We start from the raw sequence: 19765 nt of genomic DNA, 5'->3' as shown, positions 1-19765 counted from the left end.
GTTTTTGCGGGGGAGCCGGTATTGGGTACTGGCGGTATCGTACCGCCGCCGGAAGGCTACTGGGATGCCATTCAAAGCGTGCTAGCGAAGTACGACGTGCTGCTGATTGCCGATGAAGTAGTGTGTGGCTTTGGCCGCACCGGCTCCGATTTCGGCAGCCATCACTACAACATGAAGCCTGATTTGGTCACCATCGCTAAAGGCCTCACCAGCGCCTACCAGCCGCTGTCTGGCGTGATTGTGGGGGAGAAAGTATGGCAGGTGCTTGAGCAGGGCACTGGTGAATACGGCCCCATCGGCCATGGCTGGACATACTCTGGCCACGCGCTGGGCTGTGCGGCAGGGCTTGCCAACCTGGATATCATCGAACGTGAAAATCTGGTGGGTAATGCCGCCGAAACTGGCGGTTATTTCCAGCAGCAGCTAAAGGCTAATTTTGACGGTCACCCGCTGTTGGGCGACGTGCGCGGCGTTGGCTTAATGGCGGCACTAGAGTTCTCGCCGGACGCCCAGCAGCGCCTGCATTTTGATCCGGCACTCAAAGTCGGCCCCCGCGTGGCCGCTGCCGCCATGGAAGAGAACCTGATTGCTCGCGCCATGCCCCAAGGCGATATTCTTGGCTTTGCGCCGCCGCTGACTATTAATCGTGGTGAAGTGGATGAAATGATTGGCCGCGCCAAGCGCGCCATCGACCGGGTTACCGATGAGCTTACGCGCTCTGGTGACCTGAAAAGCGGTAAGAAAGAGGCTGCGTTTACGGTCTGATAGTATGTTGTAACCTTCTGAACGCCGCTGCCTATGCAGCGGCGTTTTGTTATTGAGGGTATCTACTATACTTAGTGCAGGGTCTAAGTACTTGGTCTAAGTACTTGGTCTAGGTGCTTGGTCAAGGTGCTTGGGCTGAACACAGACCACAATTAATTTAAGCAATTGAAAGTTAAGGAGTAGCCAACGATGCAACCGGTATTAGCTTTCGATGTATACGGTACCCTGATTGATACCCAAGGCGTTACGGTTGAGCTGGAGGGACGGTTAACTGATGCTTCCAAAGCAGGCGAGTTTGCTCGTCGCTGGCGCGATAAACAGCTCGAGTACAGCTTTCGCCACGGCCTGATGGGGGCTTACGTACCGTTTTCGGAGTGTACCCGCGAAGCGCTGGTGTTTGTTGACCGCGCTCTGCAAACCGGGCTTTCGGATAACGACCACGACCACCTGATGGCGATTTATGGTGAGCTACCTGCTTTTGACGATGTAGTGCCTGCGCTCGATCAGCTTCGCGATGCGGGTATACGCTGCGTGGCATTTTCGAACGGCACCGCCGATGCCGTGTCCAAGTTACTAACTCGGGCAGGCGTTGAGAGCCATATGGACGATGTAATCAGCGCTGATGAGGTAAAACGCTTTAAACCAGACCCTGCGGTGTACGCTCATCTGCGTAGCCGCTTAGAGACGCGCCCCGAGCACACATGGCTGGTTTCCAGTAATCCCTTTGATGTAATTGGTGCCACCCATGCAGGGTTACGCAGTGCCTGGATACGGCGCAGCTCTGACGCACCTTTCGACCCTTGGGGTGTCGAGCCGGATATGACGGTGACCGATCTAGAAGCATTGGCAGAACGCATAATCCGCTAGGTTGTTAACCTACGTCGACAAGCCGCATAATGACGCACGCTTAACGACTTAGGAGATGACCATGTCAGAAAAAATTTACTGTGTTGCCGGTTTTAAACCCAAACCGGGCAAAGAAGAAGCGGTATTCAAAGCACTTCAGTCGTTAGAGCCGAATACCCACCGTGAAGACGCGTGCATTCACTACACCGTGACCCGGCAAATAGAAAACCCTTTTGCCCAAGGCACCAGTTACCCGATTGTTTTTCATGAAATCTGGGCCAGCCGTGAAGAGTTTGAAGCTCACTGCCAGCGCAAAGAGATTCAAGACTTCTTTGCCAAACACGTTGAAGCACCGGATGGCGATATCGAAGACGCCAATGTGTGCGTTTACACCGATGAGCCATGGAATTTTGACGCGCCCAAGGTATAAGCTAAAAAGGAGCTAACATGACCGATAAAAAGATGAACGTTGAGAGCTTTAACCTGGATCACACCAAGGTAAAAGCCCCGTACGTACGGTTAGCCGATATCAAAGAAGGCCAGAACGGCGATCGTATCCATAAATACGACCTGCGTATCTGCCAGCCTAACAAAGCGCATATGGATATGCCCGCGCTGCACTCCCTTGAGCACTTAATGGCTGAGCTGTCGCGTAATCACACCGATAAAGTGGTTGATATAAGCCCCATGGGCTGCCAAACCGGCTTCTACATCGCGATGATCAACCACGACGACTACGACGGCGTGATCACCATCATCGAACAAACCTTGAATGATGTGCTAGAAGCCACTGAAGTACCTGCCTGCAATGAGATGCAGTGCGGTTGGGCCGCCAGCCACAGCCTGGAAGGCGCCCAGGAGCTGGCCCGCAACCTACTGGCCAAGCGCAGCGAGTGGACTGAAGTGTTTGCTTAAGCGTTAGGTGACAGTACGCAGGTAGTTATACAGCCGCCTCCCTTGTGGAGGCGTCTTCTTGACTAGGTGATAAAGGGAGAAGTCATTATCAGCACTATTCCAGGGTTATGTATTGACAATGAAAGTGAATATGAACGTTGTCTTGTAACTCGCTGTCTTAGCGCTAAATAACCTATAGTGAAGGTGTTGAAAGTCAAATAAGCTATTAGGGCGTCTAGCGCCCATTAAGGAGGAAAGCATGTCATTACGTATTAATGCAGTCGTGCCCGATTTCGAAGCGGAGACTAGCCAAGGGTCGATTCGTTTTCATGACTGGATTGGCGACAGCTGGGCAATCCTGTTTTCGCATCCTAAAGACTTTACCCCGGTTTGCACGACGGAATTTGGTGCCGTCGCTCAGCTGAGTGCAGAGTGGAAGAAACGTGGTACCAAAGTGATTGGTGTATCCGTGGATGGCGTTGAAGATCACAAACGCTGGGGCAATGACATCCAAACCGTCAGCGGCAGCGAGGTCGACTTTCCGATCATCGCCGATGAAGGGCTAACGGTGTCAAAGCTCTATGACATGCTGCCAGAAGATGCCTACCTGCCCGATGGTCGTACGCCCGCAGACAGCGCAACGGTGCGCTCGGTGTTTATTATCGGGCCGGATAAGCAGTTGAAGCTTTCCATGACTTATCCAATGACCGTAGGACGCAACTTCGCGGAAATCCTACGCGCCCTGGATGCCCTGCAAACCACGTCGAAACACGGTGTTGCTACTCCGGCCGATTGGACGATAGGTCAGGACGTGATTATTCCGCCTAGCGTTTCTGACGCGGATGCCAAGCAGAAGTATGGCGAATATGAAACGGTTCTGCCTTACCTGCGTAAGACGCCACTGCGTTAATAGAGTAGTGTAAAAAGCGCAAAGCCAGCGCCTATGCGCTGGCTTTTGCATGGGCATCAAGCGGACTCAAGCGCAAGCTGCTCAATAGACGTTGAGACACTCCGCGCCCCGGTGAGTATCTCATTCACGATAATCTCAATTTCGCTCACACTGGTTTGGCTCGATTTCCCCTGCTCGACTACCTGCTGCATCGCGTGAGTGGTGCGCTCTACTAATGCGCTGTTCTCTTTTAGCACCCGGGTAATATCCTCCACCGCTTCGCTAGAGCCTTTAGCCAAGCGGCGCACTTCGTTAGCCACCACTGCAAACCCGCGTCCCTGTTCGCCCGCTCGAGCGGCTTCCACAGCGGCATTAAGCGAGAGCAGGTTGGTTTGATTGGCAATACGGGCAATCGACTCGGTAATGCTATTAATGCTTTGGGCCTGTTTATTAAGAGCGGAGATTAGTTGTTGTGCTTCTGCCAATGTTAGCGCTGCCTGTTCAGAATCACGTACTACTCGCTGTAAGTGGCTAAGGCCGTTTTGGGCGATCTGCTCTGTCTGAGATGAAGTGCTCTGGGCGGCAGTGACGGCGCGCGTGGCGGATTCAGCTGCCTCAACGGAACGGGTGATATCGGTGGCAAACTTGACCACTTTTACTACGTTTCCATGGCTATCTTGAATCGGGTTGTAAGTCGCTTCTAGCCATACGCTGGCGCCGCGAGAATCCAAACGCTCAAACTTCCCTTGCATGAATTCGCCCTGACCAAGCCGCTCCCAGAAGCGTGGGTTGGTTTGAGAAAAATCGGCAGGACAAAACATCCGATGGTGCGCGCCAACTAATTCATCATTTCGATAGCCCATCGCCTGCTCAAAGTTTTTGTTGGAATTGAGAATTTCACCGCTGGGCGTAAATTCAATCACTGCCATAGAGCTATTTAGCGCTTCCAAGACGGCGTTTTTGCGCTCTGCCTCTTGGTGCGCGGCAGTAATGTCATTGGCAATTTTGACTACCTCGACGACCTTACCCCGCCGGTTACAGATCGGTAAGTAGGTAGCTTCTAACCAAATTTCCTCGCCTTGGGCATTCGAACGCCGAAAGCGCCCTTGCTGGCTATGCCCCGCTGCCAGCGTTTCCCAAAAAGTACGGTACTCAAGACTACTGCTCTCTTCAGGAAAGCAGAAAACCCGGTGGTGCTGCCCCTTCACTTGGTCAAGGGTGTAACCGACGGTGGTTAGGAATTGCTCACTTGCCTTCTTGATAACCCCTTCAGGTGTAAAAGAGATACAAGCGGTATGTTGGTACAGTGCACTGTGTAAACCATTAGGAGCGAGGCGCGTGAACATTGCTAATCCTGTCAAAGAGGCTATTCGAATCATTTGTACAAGGTTAGAGCAGTCCCGGTTTGTAAGCATCATTTTGTATCTGTATGACACAAAATGTTGCAATTGTGGGCTTTTAGGTGTTTTTTACCATTAGTTTCGGCTAATAATCAGGGCATCTAGCCAGACTGTTCATGATAAATAGCGTTAGCTGATGTCACCTGAAAAGCTGCTTGTTCGAGCAATTTGGAAAAAGCAGTGGAGGCCAACCGTTTCTTTTAACTTCTTGTACAGTATGTGTATAATTTTAATTGTAGAGAAAATCCTAAGCAAAAGCACTCTAATGTATAGATTTTGTATAATTTTTTTATTGGACGCACGAAACATTCTGCTGATGGGAAGCGTAAGAGGGGAGTGAGGTGGTTTGCAGTGCCTAGTTGAAGAGGCTAATCGTCTAACGCTTGGCGAGAATCATGCTGGGAGGCCGGATGATGTTTGCCAGCTTGATGCAACAGGTCGAATTGGCGGGCGCAGTGACGACAAGCTCGGCACATCGACAGATGAATACGAAGAGCCATCTTTTCACGCAATGTTAATGTTTTGTCCTGTTTTAATGACATCAACCCCGTAGCTTCGCGGCACATAAGCATATCAGGCTCCTTTCAGCTAATTTAACCAACCATGATCCAAGCACTCTCTTAGCCGTAAACGTGCACGGTGTAAGATGACCCAGCAGTTGGTTTCAGTAATGCCGATTTCCTTACAGATATCTGTAGTGGAAAGCCCCATGAGCTCACGCAGGGTGAATACGCGTGCAATGCTCTCCGGTAAGGAGATCAGGCAGGCATCAAATACCTGCCAAAAGCGCTGGTTTTCCAATATCTGTTCCGGCTCCCCCCAATGACTAGGGCGGGCAGCGCTCTGCCAGTGACCATCCTGCTGGAATAGGCGGTCAAGGGTATCGTCATCTAAGTCCTGGCCTAACGGTTGCCAAGTCCCTTGACGGCGCTGTTGGCGCAGTTGATCCAAAATTTTGTATTTTAAAATGCCAAATACCCACGTCTCGAACTCTGAGCGCCCTTCAAAGGTGGCGCTTTTCTCAAAGGCGGTGAGCAAGGTTTCCTGTACAGCATCTTCAGCGGCGGTGGCATCACGTAATTGCAGGCGCGCAAAGGCCACTAAGCGAGGTCGTAGCTGGGTAAAGTGGGCGGCGGCTAAGGTAGCGGAAAGAGGCACGAGTATCCCTTTATTGATGTCCCCAGGGCGCGCACTGACATCGTGCTGATGAAGACCATCATTATTTATTCATTAGGTGTTAGTGCGTTAAAGTACGTGTTGAGGTCACGTTAGACAACAACGTGGCGTTCTCTTTGATGCCTTTCTGTTTGCCAATTGAGTTTATGCTGTCCATGGAAAATACATTGTTACTGGGGTTTTTGGGCAGCTTAATTGCCGGACTGTTGACGGCGGTGGGCGCACTACCGGTGCTGCTAGGCAAAACGCCTAGCCGTGGCTTTCGCGATTTAGCGCTAGGGTTTGCGGCGGGGGTAATGCTGGCGGCGTCATTTTTCTCACTGATTATCCCCGCCTTGGACGCTGCAGAAATCTACTACGCCGGTGGCCCCGTGCCCGCTGCAATCGTCTGTGCGGCTATTTTGTTAGGCATGGGCGCGATTGCGCTGCTTAACGAGCACCTTCCCCATGAGCATTTTGCCCAGGGCCGCGAGGGCCCAGAGGCCGCATCATTGCGTCGGGTATGGCTGTTTGTATTTGCGATTACCATTCACAACCTGCCGGAAGGCATGGCGGTGGGCGTCGGCTTTGGGGCGAATGGCTTAGAGGGCGGCATGCCGCTGGCTATCGGTATTGGCCTACAGAACATGCCGGAAGGGCTGGCCGTGGCGGTAGCCTTGATGGGCGAGGGCTACTCAAAGTGGCGTTCCTGGTCGATTGCTGCACTAACCGGCCTAATAGAGCCTATCGGCGGGCTATTTGGTGCCAGTATTGTCAGTGTTTCGCAAATACTGCTGCCCTGGGGCTTGGCGTTTGCCGCCGGTGCCATGTTGTATGTCATCAGCCACGAAATCATTCCCGAAACCCATCGCTGTGGGCACCAGAAAAAAGCCACCTTCGGTTTGGCGATGGGGCTGGTGATTATGCTGTTTTTAGATGTGTGGCTGGGTTAGCCACTTTAACCCATCCCTAGCCGATGACATCCGCGCCACCGTGAGGCTCCACTTGATGGCACAGCCGGTGGTCGCTGAGCACGTCAATGATATGGCACTGGCCAACACTGCCCCCCGCGCACTGGTTGATCATGCGTTTTAGCTCATCGCGCACCGCAGTGAGTCGCGCGAGTCGTGCCTCGACCTCTGCTAGGTGACGCTTTGCTAGCGTGTCTACCTCTTCGCAGGGCATGGTCGGGTAATCCGCCATTTGTAAAAGCTCCCGTACCGCCTCCACCGAAAAACCAAAGTCTCTCGCATGGCGAATAAACGTCAATCGGCGGATAGCGGCTGTGGTGTAGCGCCGCTGGTTGCCTTCATTGCGAGGCGCTGAAGGCAGTAGCCCAATGTGTTCGTAATAGCGCACCGTTTCGGGCTTGCAGCCGGACTCGCGTGCCAGTTCACCAATGCCGATATAGCGCTCAGTAGTGGATAGCTCAGTGGTTTGATCTTTCATTGCTTGAACCTCTAGTGACTACAGGTATTACGCTGCTCCTAAGATAGACGAACTTGGAGTGAAGAGCGATGAGTGACACCAGATCATCTAAGACCACGCAAGCCAGTAGACCGCAAGCGTCGACCACACCTGTCACCCTGCGCGTGCAGGGCATGGACTGCAGCGGCTGCGAACGTAAAGTAGAAGCGGCGCTAACGCGCTTAAGCCATGTTGAAGAAGTCTCCGCGAGCTCTGTCACCGGCTCGGTTCGATTAACCGCGCTACCAGGGAAAGCGCTGTCACATTCCCAAATTAAGTCGACGCTCAAGGCCTTGGGCTACCAGGTGATTGATGAATCGGTGGACACGGCTGAATCGAAAAAAATGACCTCTTGGTGGCAATCGCCGAAAGGACGTTTGGTGATTGTCAGCGGTGCGTTGCTGGCGCTTGCCTGGGGGCTTAAGTTCGCCTGGCCCGCCTTGGGCAGTTGGCCATTTATCGCCGCGACGGTCGTTGGGCTTGTGCCGGTTATTCACCGTGCTTGGCAGGCGCTTAAGGTGGGCAACCCCTTCACCATTGAAATGTTGATGAGCATCGCAGCCCTAGGGGCGCTAGCGATAAACGCAGCCGCCGAAGCGGCGGTGGTGGTGTTTTTATTTGCGGTGGGGGAGCTACTAGAAGGTGTCGCCGCCGCTCAGGCCCGGCGCAGTATCTCGGCACTTTCCAGGCTGACGCCCTCCACCGCGCGGTTGCTGGAGCGGGGTGAAGTGCGCGAGATTGCCGCCGCCTCGCTTCAGCCGGGGCAACGGGTGCAGGTTCGCCCCGGCGACCGGCTACCCTGCGATGGGCAAATTATTGCCGGTCACTCCTCAATCGATGAATCGCCCGTTAACGGCGAGTCGGTGCCACGGGAGCGTGGCGAAGGCGAGACGGTGTTTGCAGGCACCGTTAATCTGGATGGCGTGCTTGAGGTTGAGGTAACCCGCAGCGCTGAAAACAACACTATTGCACGGGTGATTAAACTAGTGGAAGAGGCCCAGGCGGCGAAAGCGCCGGTGGCGCGTTTTATTGACCGTTTTGCGTTTTACTATATGCCTGCGGTCGTCGGGGTGGCACTGCTGGTCGCTATCGTGCCGCCGCTGGTGTCGTCGATGCTGTGGTCAGAATCCATCTACCGAGCCTTAGCGCTACTGCTCATTGCTTGCCCCTGTGCGCTGGTAATCTCAACGCCTGCGGCGATTGCGGCTGGGTTATCGGTGGGTGCTCGCAACGGCCTGTTAATGAAAGGTGGCGCGGTACTAGAGCAGCTAGGCAAGCTCAAGCGGGTCGCGCTGGATAAAACCGGCACGCTGACTGCAGGCAAGCCCACGGTAACGGATGTAGAGAGCTTCAATGGCATCAGTGCCGGTGAAATAGTGCGCCTTGCCGCCGCCCTGGAGCAGGGTTCAAGCCACCCCCTTGCCATGGCGATTAGTGATTACTTTCATAATGAAGGATTTTACCCTGAGGGAACCCAACAGACTGGGGTGACGTTGCCCGCCGTACGCGGTGGACGGGCGTTAGCGGGGCAGGGCGTAGCCGGGCAGGTGGAAGGGCGTGAGCTGATGCTCGTTAGCCCACGCTATTTGCAACGCTCCAATAGTTCAGCAAACGATTGGGATGTGCGTATTGAGGCATTGGAGCAGCAGGGCAAAAGCCTCGCATTATTGTTAGAAAACGACCAGCCTATCGGGTTAATCGCCCTGCGTGATGAGCCTCGTGAAGATGCTCAAAAGGGCCTTCAAGCGTTAGCGCGTTTGGGTGTTCAAGCCGTTATGCTTAGCGGAGACAATGCCCGTACCGTAGCCGCTATAGGTGAGCAATTAGGCATTGAGGCGGAAGGCGAGCTGATGCCCGAAGATAAAGCTCAGCGCGTGCGCCAATGGCAAGCACAAGGGCTGGGGCCAGTGGGCAAAGTAGGCGATGGTATTAACGATGCGCCGGCGCTTGCGGCGGCAGAGGTAGGCATAGCCATGGGCAGCGGTACGGATGTGGCGCTTGAAACTGCTGATGCCGCGCTGCTTAAAAACCGGGTAGGCGGGATAGCCGAAATGATCGCGCTCTCCCGGGCCACCATGCGCAACGTCAAAACCAACGTAGCGCTAGCGCTGGGATTTAAAGCGCTGTTTTTGGTCTCGACAGTGCTGGGATATACCGGGATGTGGGTCGCGGTGATGGCCGACACTGGGGCGACCGTGTTGGTCACCCTCAATGCGTTGTATCTGTTGCGCTACCGCTTTAATGACATTGGTTAGAAAATGATCGGCTAGAAAGCGATCGGCTAGAAAGGGGCGGACTAGTTGCTCTGTACGCCTTAGCCCTGAACGTATTCCACCAGCGCCTGGGCGAAGGAGTCGGTAGAGCCGGTGCCGCCCATATCGGGGGTGACCATGTCGCGGCGGGTTTCCAGCACGGTACGAATACCCTGGCGGATAGCGGTGCCTTTCTCCGCCATGCCCAGGTGATCGAGCATCTGGGCAGCGGCAAGCAGCAGTGCGCAGGGGTTAGCGATGTTTTTGCCTTCGATATCCGGTGCCGAGCCATGCACAGCCTCAAAGATCGCCGCTTTTTCGCCGATGTTCGCGCCTGGCGCCAAGCCCAAGCCGCCGACAAGCCCGGCACACAGGTCAGAGAGAATGTCGCCAAACAGGTTGGTGGTGACCACCACATCAAACTGGTGCGGATTCATCACCAGCTGCATGCAGGCGTTATCGACAATCATCTCCTGGAATTCAATCTCGGGGTACTCTTTGGCGATTTCGCGCGCCACATCCAAGAAGAGGCCAGAGCTGGTTTTGATGATATTAGCTTTATGTACTGCGGTAACTTTCTTACGGCCGTTGCTTTTGGCCAGCTCAAAGGCGTAGCGCACAATACGCTCTGAGCCTTTGCGGGTGACTTTGATAACTGAAATGCCGGTATCACCGTCGTCGATCATCTCCTGACCGTCGGAGAGATACGCACCTTCGGTGTTTTCGCGCACGGTAATCATATCAATGTCGTCATAACGCGAGCGGGTGCCGGGGAAGCTAATCGCTGGGCGCACATTGGCGTAAAGATCAAAGTGACGGCGCAACTGAACATTAATCGAAGAGAAACCCTTACCAATCGGCGTGGTCAGCGGGCCTTTCAGCGCAATGCCGTATTTCTCGATGGCATCTAGCGACTCCTGGGGAATCAGCGTGCCATGCTTTTCAAGCGCGCCTAAGCCAGCGTCAATATGCTGGTAGGTTAAGCCGCAATCTAGCGCGTCGAGTACTCGCAGCGTGGCGTCCATAATCTCGGGGCCGATGCCGTCGCCCTTAATGACTGCAATAGATTGGCTCATGTACTGCTCCTCTTTAATCTGCTTATCGGCGGGCGTTTCTTTAGCTTCAACGTGAATAGTTGGCAATCAATGTCTCGTTTAACGGCGCAATGGTACGTCAAAAGCGGGCCTAAGGTCACTCTGCCTTAAGTAGGGGGGATTATTTTCTAAGCGCGGGAACTTATTCGGTTGCGTTAGACGTTAGGTGCAATGCAACACGATTGCTGATAGGATATGCCACTTTGTCGCACCGTGCTTTCCACAATGCTCTGTTCGCAACACTCTTTTGTAACAGGAAAGAATCTTGCCAATGACTATATTTACACAGCATTTTTCTGGGTTGATGACTCCACCCTAGCCTTCCAAGCCCCCCTTTTTAAGGTGCTGATAGCGCATTAACTGTACTGTCATCGCTTTCTGGTACTTGTTTATAGTGCCTAACTTTTCAGTGCTCAAGTTTCCAGTATCTGAATTTAGCGGTACCTAACGCTAGCTCACCACTATTTAAAATAAAAAGTTGATCATCCCAGCGTGCCAATATGTTGGCGGTGCTTCCCATTGTTGGCTGCGCTGCTTGACTGCTTTTGGCCTGTTACTAACCCAAAACCGTGGACCCCTCGCATGTACGAAAAGTTTAAACAATCTTGGCTCTCCAACCTCAAGGGCGACACCCTTGCGGGGATTGTCGTGGCGCTAGCGCTTATACCCGAGGCCATTGCGTTCTCGATCATCGCAGGCGTTGACCCCAAGGTCGGCCTTTACGCCTCCTTTGCTATCTGTGTCATCATCGCCTTTACCGGCGGCCGTTCCGGCATGGTGTCAGCGGCTACAGGCGCTATGGCGCTACTGATGATCACCCTGGTCAAAGAGCACGGTTTGGAATACCTGCTGGCCACCACGATCTTAACCGGTGTGCTGCAGATTGTTGCAGGTTATCTAAAACTTGCTGAGTTGATGCGCTTTGTATCGCGCTCGGTGGTCACTGGCTTTGTCAACGCTTTGGCTATTCTAATCTTTATGGCCCAGTTGCCAGAGTTAACCGGCGTTACCTGGCATGTTTATGCCATGACCCTTGCTGGCTTAGCCATCATTTACGGCTTCCCTTATGTGCCGGTAGTCGGTAAAGCCATTCCTTCGCCGCTGGTATGTATTGTTGTTCTTACCGTCGTGTACATGATGACCGGTATGGAGATTCGCAGCGTTGGCGACATGGGTGAGTTGCCGGATAGCCTACCGATGTTTTTGTGGCCCGATGTGCCGCTAAATCTCGAAACCTTGATGATCATTCTACCGACGGCGCTGATGCTAACCGTAGTAGGTCTGCTTGAGTCGATGATGACAGCAACGATCATTGATGATTTAACCGACACCAAGAGCGATAAAAACCGCGAGTGTAAAGGCCAGGGTATTGCCAACATCGGTTCAGGTTTAATTGGTGGTATGGCGGGCTGCGCCATGATTGGTCAGTCGGTGATCAACATCAAATCAGGTGGTCGTCGTCGTACTTCGACCTTAATTGCCGGTATTTCGCTGTTATTGATGGTGGTTTTCCTGGCCGATTGGGTATCCCAGATTCCCATGGCAGCACTAGTAGCGGTAATGATTATGGTCGCGATCGGTACCTTTAGCTGGGAATCGATTCGGGATCTGAAAAAGCACCCCATGAGCACTAATTTTGTCATGGTGGCCACCGTTATCGTAACGGTAGGTACCCATAACTTGGCGATTGGTGTGTTCGTTGGTGTGTTATTGGCGGCAATGTTTTTTGCCAACAAAGTCGGCAACATTATGTATATCGGCTCTAAAGAAATCGTGCCGGGGAAAGAGCGTGAATACGATGTTGTGGGCCAAGTATTTTTTGCCTCCTCTGAGCGCTTTATCGCTGCCTTTGACTTTAAGGAGAGTATCGATAAAGTCACCATCAACCTCTCCCGGGCGCACTTCTGGGATATTACCGCCGTGCAGGCGCTGGATCGTGTGGTGATTAAATTCCGCCGTGAAGGTACCGAGGTAGAGATGGTGGGCTTGAGCGAAGCCAGCGCTACGGTGGTGGATCGCTACGCGGTTCACAATGACCCCGAAGCGGTTGAAAAGTTAATGGGCGGCCACTAATTCAAGACAAGGAGAGCGATATGTCAGAACAGGTATTAGCCGCCATTGACGGCTCCCAGTTTTCCGAAGGCGTTTGTGATTACGCCGCCTGGGCAAGTTTGGCCATGGATGCACCGTTAACATTTGTGCATGTGGTCGACAATCACTCGGAAGTACCCGAAGAGCAGAATCTTTCTGGCAACCTGCGTTTTGGTGCCCGCGAACGGCTGATGAAAGAGCTCTCAGAACTCGATGAACAGCGTGCTAAGGTGAATCGCGAGCAGGGCAAGCTGATGCTGGAAGCCGCCAAAGAGCGGGCAATTAAGGATGGGGTCAGCGACCCCGTTACTCGGCAGCGCAATGGCACCCTGGTAGAGAGCCTGTTAGAGCTTGAAAAAGAGGTGCGTTTGCTGGTGGTGGGTAAACGTGGTGAAACTGCACACCAAGCCAGTGGTCATCTTGGCTCTAACCTTGAACGGGTGGTGCGTGAACTGCACCGCCCGATCCTGATGGTGCCGAAAACCTTCAAGCGACCTGAAAAGATCCTGATGGCCTTTGACGGTAGCAAAACCGCCCGTAAAGGCGTTGAGATGCTGGCTCGTTCACCGCTATTCGCAGGCACCGAGTGCCACGTACTGATCGTCGGTGCGGAAACGGCTGAACGCCGCTCTGAGCTTGATTGGGCGCTAAGCACGTTGCGTGAAGCAGGCCATCAAGCTGAAGGCGCTATTCGTGCTGGCGAGGTAGACGAAGCCTTACAAGCCTACGAAAAAGAGCACAGCATTGACCTGCTGGTGATGGGCGCCTATGGGCACTCGCGTATTCGCCACCTGCTAGTAGGTAGCACAACAACGGCCATGCTACGTGGTAGCCGCATACCGGTACTGATTTTGCGCTAAGGCTTAATAAGCCGCAGCGCATAACCGTTTAGCTCGCATTGCGTATTACCTTCGCAGCCGGCCCTCACTTGTTGAGTGTGCCGGCTTTTTTGATGGGATTAGAAAATTAAGCCGCTTGAGTTAGGTGTTCAATAAAATGCGAGGGCTGATCATGGTAAGTCAGGTCAAGTTGGTGCATTGCTCGTGTGCAGGCCACGTAGAGTAAGTTGCGCTCCATATCCGTTGCGTAATGGGTGGCCGTTACCTCGGGCACAATCACACGGTCAAATTCCAAGCCCTTCGCCATATGGGCAGTACAGATAATAACGCCTTGCCCAAAAGCAGTGCTTTGCTCAGTGAGTAACTGTAGCTTATCGAATTGTCCTTCTAACGCTTTAAAAACGAGACTGGCCTGCTTTTGGGTTTTGCATACAATACCTAAGGTGTTATGCGTTGAGGCTGTAAACTCATGGACTAGTTGCTGAATGGCAGTTTGCGATTGCTTACGCGATGAGCAGCGGTGAATAGCAGGCGGTTTGCCATGACGTTCTATCGGCTCTAGATCGGGGTTATAGGCGATATGCTGGGCGAAGCGAGAAATCTCTATACTGGAGCGGTAGCTTTTATTCAGCGACACGTACATCGATTGTCGCAGCACTTGGCGTATCTGCTCGGCTTTCGAGGCGCTATAGGGGTTAACCGATTGATAGCTATCGCCTAGCACGGTTTTTTTGCAACGAAACAGCTGACCAATCACCGCGTACTGCACGGGGGGATAGTCCTGCATTTCATCGATTAACAGATGCTTGGCATTCCGCCAGCGGGAGTGAACGCCCTCTAAGCGCATCTTTAGGTAGATCAGGGGGAATACATCGGCATACTCAAGCCGACCCCGCGAGGCCGTTTTGAACAGTTCGGGTTTACCCAGCCAAGTGTAAAACTCCTTGTAGGTCTCGCGCAGAGTTTTCTGTTTTAGCATGCCTTTAATGGTGGCTTTTAGCGTTTTGCGCTCGTCGGGCTCTAAATCATAGTTATATTGATTGCCAATTTTACGCTCTATTTCCCAGCTCACCTGCCCTAGGCGTTCATTGGTGGGTAAGTTGCGATGTTTTTTAAACACCTCCTCCAGTAACCAGCCAGGCACTAAGCGCCGGGCAATCCAAATATCTTCAGCCGTGAAACGCTTTGCCTCAACTTCGGCTGCATAACGATCGAGCTCTTTAAGGAATTCAGGTGAGGCTTTGAAATGCAGGCGTGCTTTCATTGCCTCGTCATTCTTTTCCAGTAGTGCCGTGGTTTGCTCAAAGAATGTCTCAAAACGGTACTGACTGCTGAGAAGCTCATCGGCCAGGGTTTCCATACCCACCTGATTAACCGTTTCTTCCCCCAGTTCGGGTAGCACATTGGCGATGTAGTCGGAAAATACTTGGTTGGGCGAGATAATCAAAATATCTTCTGAGGTGAGCGTGTCTTTAAATCGATATAGCAGGAAAGCAATCCGGTGTAGCGCAATCGAGGTTTTTCCAGAGCCTGCTACACCTTGAATAATGAGTGTATGGGCTTCGTCGTTACGGATAATCGCATTTTGGTCACGCTGAATGGTAGCGACGATGTTCTTCATCGTGTCGTCAGAAGCTTGACTCAACGTGTCCTGGAGCACGTCGTCGACCACGTGAACATCGCTATCGATCATCAGCTCGATGCTGGCTTTTTTTATTCTGAACTGACGCTTAAGGGTGATGTGGCCGCTAATCTCCCCCTTCGGGCTCTGATAGCTGGCGGGCCCGGTTTCATAATCGTAAAACAGTGATGCAATGGGCGCCCGCCAGTCGTATACGCGGCTTTGACCGGCCAAGTCGTCATAAAAGTGGTGGATGCCGATATAAATAGGTAATGGGGATGCTTCAGGAGAGCCCTGCTGAGCAAAATCGAAACGCCCAAAGTAGGGGGAATGTCTGAGTTTTTCGAGTTTATGGCGGCGTGCCAGGGCACTATCGCCGGTCATCACTGCCTGCTCAATTGACTCGCGGGCGGAGATTTTCTCGATGTGATCCATCTCATCCCGGCTTGTCCATAAATACTCTTTCTGGGCCTGTATATCCTCTGCATAAGCCGCTAAGCGCTGATTGATTTCCTCTATATTAAGGTCAATGCGATCAAGGGTGTGCATTAATTGGCGGTGTTCAGCGTCGCGTTGGGAGGTCTCAGTTTTAGTATCCATGGTGCCTGTTAAGTAAGAAAATAGTGATGTTGTATCGGACTAAAAAGGCCGTTAGAAAAGCTTATTCATCCATGTAACGCCAAGCCTGCACGCCGCGCACCAAGGCGCGGTTGGTAACGCTCAAAAACCGCCCGCGCTCTAAAATAGCCGATGTCACACCAGCTCCATGGATATCGCGATAAACCACAAGCAGGGGTGCTTTGGCGTTGGTGGGTAAATAACTGTGCACGCTAGTCCACTCAGTGGATGTGGTTAATTCGTCGATGTTGGGGATAAAGGCGTTTTGTAATTGCATGGTCACTCCACTCACAGGTCAGTTTCGGCAAAGTCATTGCGTTATAAAACGCAATGAATGCATAGCGTCGTCTGGATGGAGTAGCGCTAGGGTGGGGGAGGGCAGAAGCCGTTGTGTAACCGTATCATTGAGTTGCCTCATGCAGTTACCAGCGACCTTAAGCAAAGGTATCTGGGGTAGGTTGAAGCGGAATCTTACCACGATTGACCGCTAGTCAGGTTTGGTGTTCCGTAGGGGGTTTTTACCGCAAGAGTCGGCCAAGCGCTATGATGTGAATTCGCCAAGCGCTTGGCCCCGCATTAGTGATTCATAAACGGATCTATCTTGTAACGCTAAATGCAGCCGCGTGTTAGGCGAAGACCTGTGTCCATTCATTGCGCTTTTCAAGCAAATCACTAGCAAGCGCTTGCGCGCCTTTTAAACTATGGCTGGCAGCCCAGCCGCACTGCATTTCGTTGCAAGCGGGTACTTCGGTGGCTTCTAAAACATCTTTCAGCGTTCGCTCGATAATGGAGAGCACATCGTCGTAGTCATCGTGATTAATCATCGCGATATAGAAACCGGTTTGGCATCCCATCGGGCTGATATCCACGACCTTATCGGTATGATTACGCGAAAGTTCAGCCATCAGGTGTTCGAGTGAGTGCAGCGCCGGCATTTCCATGTGGGCTTGGTTAGGTTGGCAAATGCGTAAGTCATATTTATGAATACGGTCGCCGTTCTGACCTTCTTTAATATCGGCTAGTCGCACATAAGGGGCTTTCACCTTGGTGTGATCCAGGTTGAAGCTCTCGACATTCATTTTCTGTTCGGTCATCTGTGGATATCCTGTGGCTAATAGGTGCGTAGGCTGTGGCTTATCGGCGCATTGATGAATAAAGCTCAGCCTACGGCACATTTACATGGTGAATTTTCGTTAAAGCAGTGCCGCTTGGCGCAGTGCATCGGCTTTATCTATTTTTTCCCAGGGAAAGGCGGTGAACGTTTCTACCTGCGCTTGGCCTTTATCGTCGACCCAGTGGTAGCTATGTTCAAACGGCTCGCGCCCAAAGTGACCGTAGGCGGCGGTGAGCTGATACATGGGGTGTAGCAAATCGAGCATAGTGGTAATGGCAAATGGCCTTAGGTCAAAATGCTTTCGAACAAGGCTCACAATCTTGGCATCGTCGATGGTGCCGGTACCAAAGGTATCAATGGCCACAGACGTCGGTTCTGCGACACCGATAGCGTACGAAATTTGTATTTCACACTTATCGGCTAGCCCTGCAGCGACAATATTTTTGGCGACATAGCGGCCCGCATAGGCAGCACTGCGGTCAACTTTTGAGGGGTCTTTTCCTGAGAATGCACCGCCCCCGTGACGCGCCATACCGCCGTAGGTATCAACGATGATTTTTCGGCCAGTTAGGCCACAATCGCCTACCGGACCGCCAATCACGAATTTACCCGTTGGGTTAATATGGTACTGGGTGTGCTCATCTAGCCACTCGGCGGGGATGACTTGCTCAATCACTTCGTGCTTAATAATGCTGCGCAGCTCCTCCTGGTCAATGCTAGGGTCGTGCTGTGTGGATAGCACGACGGCATCGACTCCGCAGGGCATACCTTCTGCGTTGTAGCGGAAAGTCACTTGGCTTTTGGCATCGGGGCGTAGCCACGGTAATAAGCCGTGCTGTCTGAGCTCTGCCTGACGCTCGACTAAGCGATGTGAATAGTGGATCGGCGCAGGCATAAACGATTCGGTTTCGTTGGTGGCATAACCAAACATTAAGCCTTGGTCACCCGCACCTTGGTCTTCGGGTTTGGAGCGATCAACGCCCTGGGCAATATCAACGCTCTGTTTGCCGATTAGATTCACCACACCACAGGTGGCACCATCAAAGCCAACGTCTGAAGAGTTATAGCCAATATTGGTAATGACTTCGCGAACCAGCGTTTCCAAATCTACCCATGCGGAGGTAGTGATTTCGCCCGCGATAATAGCCACACCGGTTTTAACCATGGTTTCGCAAGCCACTCGCGCCTGCTTATCACGGGCGATGATAGCATCTAAAACAGCATCGGATATTTGGTCTGCAATCTTGTCGGGGTGTCCTTCTGAGACGGATTCGGATGTAAACAGGGTGAAGGTGTTTTGCATTAAGTAGTCCAATGATCGAAAGATGAGTTGTGACGAAATTTTTAAGCGCAAGCATCAATAACGACTTAGCTAACGCGGTCGTAGCCGCCGATTACACCTTTTTTACTGAGTACAAACTGCCAAAGTTGAATATCACGGGCGCGGAAAGCACCGGCACAGCTCAATAGGTAGTAACGCCACATACGGTAAAAGCGTTCGCTGAACTGGTCTTTAAACTGGGGCCAATTGGCTTCAAAGTTATCGTGCCAAGCCATCAGCGTGCGATCGTAATCCGCCCCGAAGTTGTGAACATCCTCCACCACAAACAGCGATTCCGCTGCGTTAGTCACTTGGCTCAGGGCGGGTAGTTCGCCGTTGGGGAAGATATATTTATCGATCCATGGGTCGGGGGAGGTGTTGCGCACATTTTTGCCAATGGTATGCAGCAAGAAGAGACCGTCATCTTTTAAACAGCGGTTAGCCACGCTCATGTACTCGCGGTAGTTCTTGCGACCAACATGCTCGAACATGCCGACGCTCACAATGCGATCAAACTGCTCGGTCTCATCGCGGTAATCTTTTAACCGGAACTCAACCGGTAGTTCGCTCTGCATTAGCTGTTTGCCGTATTCAGCTTGCTCTTTTGAAATCGTCAGGCCCACGCACTCAACGCCGTAATGTTCGGCGGCATAGGCCATAAAGCTTCCCCAGCCACAGCCAATATCCAGCACGCGCATACCGGGTTTTAGCTCGAGCTTGCGGCAAATCAGATCAAGCTTTGCTTCCTGGGCTTCGTCGAGTGTCTTGGCATCTTTCCAGTAGCCGCAGGTATAGGTCATGCGCTTATCGAGCATGGCAGCGTAAAACTCGTTGCCAAGGTCGTAATGCGCTTCACCTACTTGAAACGCACGTTTAGCGGTTTGTAAGTTAACTAAGCGTGTTTTTAGGTGGTGAAACACCAATTTGCTGTGATTGACCTGATCTGGCAGCCGTGCATGCATCAGTTTGAAAAAAAACTTATCAAGCTGTTCAGCGTCCCAATCACCGTCCATATAACGCTCGCCGAGGCCGAGATTGCCTCTTGCTAAGGCGTCTTCTATCACCCCATGGGCATTTAGTTGCATATCCCAGGGACGGTCACCATTGATCTGAACATCTGCTTTTTCAAGCAGGCTGGCCACAAATCGCTGGGAGGAGGAGGTTTCGTCGAAGAATGCCGTATGGGGCATGGGTAAGTTTTGCAATTCGATAGCCTTGTTTGAAGATTAAAAAAAACTTACCAATCAAGGGGTAAGCACTTTTAGTCTGGGCAGTCAAACAAAGCTTAGGGAGGGTCAGTTGTCATCGTTGCCAGCACTTATTGCATGAGCCAATAAATAACTGATTGTTTTTCATATGTTTAGGTATGAGAAACAATCAAGCGGTGTGCATAAATGTC

The 19765-nt window shown here is 52.3% G+C and carries 19 protein-coding genes; 9 read left to right on the top strand and 10 right to left on the bottom strand.

Features of this window, described 5'->3' with window-relative positions; all coding sequences use genetic code 11:
- The 5 genes from KUC_RS20065 to KUC_RS13165 all read left to right on the top strand — a co-directional run.
- A partial coding sequence (locus tag KUC_RS20065) for an aminotransferase class III-fold pyridoxal phosphate-dependent enzyme (RefSeq protein ID WP_244264797.1) occupies positions 1 to 765 on the top strand: 765 nt, incomplete at its 5' end.
- Positions 766 to 954: 189 nt separating this feature from the next.
- Complete coding sequence (locus tag KUC_RS13180) at positions 955 to 1632, top strand: haloacid dehalogenase type II (RefSeq protein WP_007113705.1); 678 nt, start codon at positions 955 to 957, stop codon at positions 1630 to 1632.
- Between the two features lie 61 nt (positions 1633 to 1693).
- Complete coding sequence (locus KUC_RS13175; protein ID WP_040480866.1) at positions 1694 to 2041, top strand: putative quinol monooxygenase; 348 nt, start codon at positions 1694 to 1696, stop codon at positions 2039 to 2041.
- A 17-nt stretch (positions 2042 to 2058) separates the two neighbouring features.
- Positions 2059 to 2526, top strand: coding sequence for an S-ribosylhomocysteine lyase (locus tag KUC_RS13170; protein WP_007113703.1), 468 nt, complete (start codon positions 2059 to 2061; stop codon positions 2524 to 2526).
- A gap of 238 nt (positions 2527 to 2764) precedes the next feature.
- Positions 2765 to 3415 (top strand): peroxiredoxin, encoded by a 651-nt coding sequence (locus KUC_RS13165; RefSeq protein WP_007113702.1) that lies wholly within the window; start codon positions 2765 to 2767, stop codon positions 3413 to 3415.
- 56 nt (positions 3416 to 3471) lie between these two features.
- Here KUC_RS13165 and KUC_RS13160 read toward each other — a convergent pair whose 3' ends face one another.
- From KUC_RS13160 to KUC_RS13150, 3 genes are all read right to left on the bottom strand, one after another.
- On the bottom strand, positions 3472 to 4740 hold the full coding sequence (locus tag KUC_RS13160; RefSeq protein WP_007113701.1) for a methyl-accepting chemotaxis protein: 1269 nt from the start codon (positions 4738 to 4740) through the stop codon (positions 3472 to 3474).
- Positions 4741 to 5162: 422 nt separating this feature from the next.
- Entirely contained in the window at positions 5163 to 5360 is a 198-nt protein-coding gene (locus KUC_RS13155; protein WP_255157775.1) for a zf-HC2 domain-containing protein, read from the bottom strand.
- Between the two features lie 22 nt (positions 5361 to 5382).
- Positions 5383 to 5952, bottom strand: coding sequence for a sigma-70 family RNA polymerase sigma factor (locus tag KUC_RS13150; RefSeq protein WP_007113700.1), 570 nt, complete (start codon positions 5950 to 5952; stop codon positions 5383 to 5385).
- Positions 5953 to 6125: 173 nt separating this feature from the next.
- On the opposite strand from KUC_RS13150, the gene KUC_RS13145 reads away from it, so the two are divergent.
- A complete protein-coding gene (locus KUC_RS13145) occupies positions 6126 to 6902 on the top strand; it encodes a ZIP family metal transporter (RefSeq protein WP_040481088.1) in 777 nt (258 codons plus the stop codon).
- Positions 6903 to 6918: 16 nt separating this feature from the next.
- On the opposite strand, the gene KUC_RS13140 is transcribed toward KUC_RS13145, so the two are convergent.
- A complete protein-coding gene (locus tag KUC_RS13140) occupies positions 6919 to 7398 on the bottom strand; it encodes a MerR family transcriptional regulator (protein WP_007113698.1) in 480 nt (159 codons plus the stop codon).
- A 68-nt stretch (positions 7399 to 7466) separates the two neighbouring features.
- On the opposite strand from KUC_RS13140, the gene KUC_RS13135 reads away from it, so the two are divergent.
- Positions 7467 to 9671: a heavy metal translocating P-type ATPase gene (locus KUC_RS13135; RefSeq protein WP_040480861.1), complete on the top strand. Its 2205-nt coding sequence runs from the start codon at positions 7467 to 7469 to the stop codon at positions 9669 to 9671.
- A 59-nt stretch (positions 9672 to 9730) separates the two neighbouring features.
- On the opposite strand, the gene KUC_RS13130 is transcribed toward KUC_RS13135, so the two are convergent.
- Positions 9731 to 10744 carry an isocitrate dehydrogenase gene (locus tag KUC_RS13130; RefSeq protein WP_040481086.1) on the bottom strand — a complete coding sequence of 338 codons (1014 nt, stop codon included), beginning with the start codon at positions 10742 to 10744 and terminating at the stop codon, positions 9731 to 9733.
- 600 nt (positions 10745 to 11344) lie between these two features.
- On the opposite strand from KUC_RS13130, the gene KUC_RS13125 reads away from it, so the two are divergent.
- Both KUC_RS13125 and KUC_RS13120 read left to right on the top strand, forming a co-directional pair.
- On the top strand, positions 11345 to 12835 hold the full coding sequence (locus KUC_RS13125) for a SulP family inorganic anion transporter (RefSeq protein WP_007113694.1): 1491 nt from the start codon (positions 11345 to 11347) through the stop codon (positions 12833 to 12835).
- Between the two features lie 20 nt (positions 12836 to 12855).
- Positions 12856 to 13713, top strand: coding sequence for a universal stress protein (locus KUC_RS13120; protein WP_007113693.1), 858 nt, complete (start codon positions 12856 to 12858; stop codon positions 13711 to 13713).
- Positions 13714 to 13819: 106 nt separating this feature from the next.
- On the opposite strand, the gene KUC_RS13115 is transcribed toward KUC_RS13120, so the two are convergent.
- From KUC_RS13115 to cfa, 5 genes are all read right to left on the bottom strand, one after another.
- Positions 13820 to 15913 (bottom strand): HelD family protein, encoded by a 2094-nt coding sequence (locus KUC_RS13115; protein ID WP_007113692.1) that lies wholly within the window; start codon positions 15911 to 15913, stop codon positions 13820 to 13822.
- A 61-nt stretch (positions 15914 to 15974) separates the two neighbouring features.
- Positions 15975 to 16208: a hypothetical protein gene (locus KUC_RS13110; RefSeq protein ID WP_007113691.1), complete on the bottom strand. Its 234-nt coding sequence runs from the start codon at positions 16206 to 16208 to the stop codon at positions 15975 to 15977.
- 349 nt (positions 16209 to 16557) lie between these two features.
- Positions 16558 to 17025, bottom strand: coding sequence for an S-ribosylhomocysteine lyase (locus tag KUC_RS13105; protein ID WP_007113690.1), 468 nt, complete (start codon positions 17023 to 17025; stop codon positions 16558 to 16560).
- A gap of 99 nt (positions 17026 to 17124) precedes the next feature.
- On the bottom strand, positions 17125 to 18348 hold the full coding sequence (metK, locus tag KUC_RS13100; protein WP_040480859.1) for a methionine adenosyltransferase: 1224 nt from the start codon (positions 18346 to 18348) through the stop codon (positions 17125 to 17127).
- A 65-nt stretch (positions 18349 to 18413) separates the two neighbouring features.
- Positions 18414 to 19556, bottom strand: a complete 1143-nt coding sequence (cfa, locus tag KUC_RS13095) for a cyclopropane fatty acyl phospholipid synthase (protein ID WP_007113688.1) — start codon at positions 19554 to 19556, stop codon at positions 18414 to 18416.
- Positions 19557 to 19765: the final 209 nt, after the last annotated feature.

The sequence above is a fragment of the Vreelandella boliviensis LC1 genome (assembly GCF_000236035.1).
Taxonomy (GTDB): Bacteria; Pseudomonadota; Gammaproteobacteria; order Pseudomonadales; family Halomonadaceae; genus Vreelandella; species Vreelandella boliviensis.
Note: the sequence above shows the minus strand (reverse complement) of the source record. Positions and strands in the feature narration are given on the sequence as shown.

Excerpts from the sequence above, each read along its gene's own strand:
- KUC_RS13110 (WP_007113691.1), bottom strand. The coding sequence starts at position 16,208 with ATGCAATTACAAAACGCCTTTATCCCCAACATCGACGAATTAACCACA.
- KUC_RS13120 (WP_007113693.1), top strand. The coding sequence starts at position 12,856 with ATGTCAGAACAGGTATTAGCCGCCATTGACGGCTCCCAGTTTTCCGAA.
- KUC_RS13145 (WP_040481088.1), top strand. The coding sequence starts at position 6,126 with ATGGAAAATACATTGTTACTGGGGTTTTTGGGCAGCTTAATTGCCGGA.
- metK (WP_040480859.1), bottom strand. The coding sequence starts at position 18,348 with ATGCAAAACACCTTCACCCTGTTTACATCCGAATCCGTCTCAGAAGGA.
- KUC_RS13160 (WP_007113701.1), bottom strand. The coding sequence starts at position 4,740 with ATGTTCACGCGCCTCGCTCCTAATGGTTTACACAGTGCACTGTACCAA.
- KUC_RS13175 (WP_040480866.1), top strand. The coding sequence starts at position 1,694 with ATGTCAGAAAAAATTTACTGTGTTGCCGGTTTTAAACCCAAACCGGGC.
- KUC_RS13135 (WP_040480861.1), top strand. The coding sequence starts at position 7,467 with ATGAGTGACACCAGATCATCTAAGACCACGCAAGCCAGTAGACCGCAA.
- KUC_RS13130 (WP_040481086.1), bottom strand. The coding sequence starts at position 10,744 with ATGAGCCAATCTATTGCAGTCATTAAGGGCGACGGCATCGGCCCCGAG.
- KUC_RS13125 (WP_007113694.1), top strand. The coding sequence starts at position 11,345 with ATGTACGAAAAGTTTAAACAATCTTGGCTCTCCAACCTCAAGGGCGAC.
- cfa (WP_007113688.1), bottom strand. The coding sequence starts at position 19,556 with ATGCCCCATACGGCATTCTTCGACGAAACCTCCTCCTCCCAGCGATTT.
- KUC_RS13115 (WP_007113692.1), bottom strand. The coding sequence starts at position 15,913 with ATGGATACTAAAACTGAGACCTCCCAACGCGACGCTGAACACCGCCAA.
- KUC_RS13170 (WP_007113703.1), top strand. The coding sequence starts at position 2,059 with ATGACCGATAAAAAGATGAACGTTGAGAGCTTTAACCTGGATCACACC.
- KUC_RS13180 (WP_007113705.1), top strand. The coding sequence starts at position 955 with ATGCAACCGGTATTAGCTTTCGATGTATACGGTACCCTGATTGATACC.
- KUC_RS13165 (WP_007113702.1), top strand. The coding sequence starts at position 2,765 with ATGTCATTACGTATTAATGCAGTCGTGCCCGATTTCGAAGCGGAGACT.
- KUC_RS13140 (WP_007113698.1), bottom strand. The coding sequence starts at position 7,398 with ATGAAAGATCAAACCACTGAGCTATCCACTACTGAGCGCTATATCGGC.
- KUC_RS13105 (WP_007113690.1), bottom strand. The coding sequence starts at position 17,025 with ATGACCGAACAGAAAATGAATGTCGAGAGCTTCAACCTGGATCACACC.
- KUC_RS13155 (WP_255157775.1), bottom strand. The coding sequence starts at position 5,360 with ATGTGCCGCGAAGCTACGGGGTTGATGTCATTAAAACAGGACAAAACA.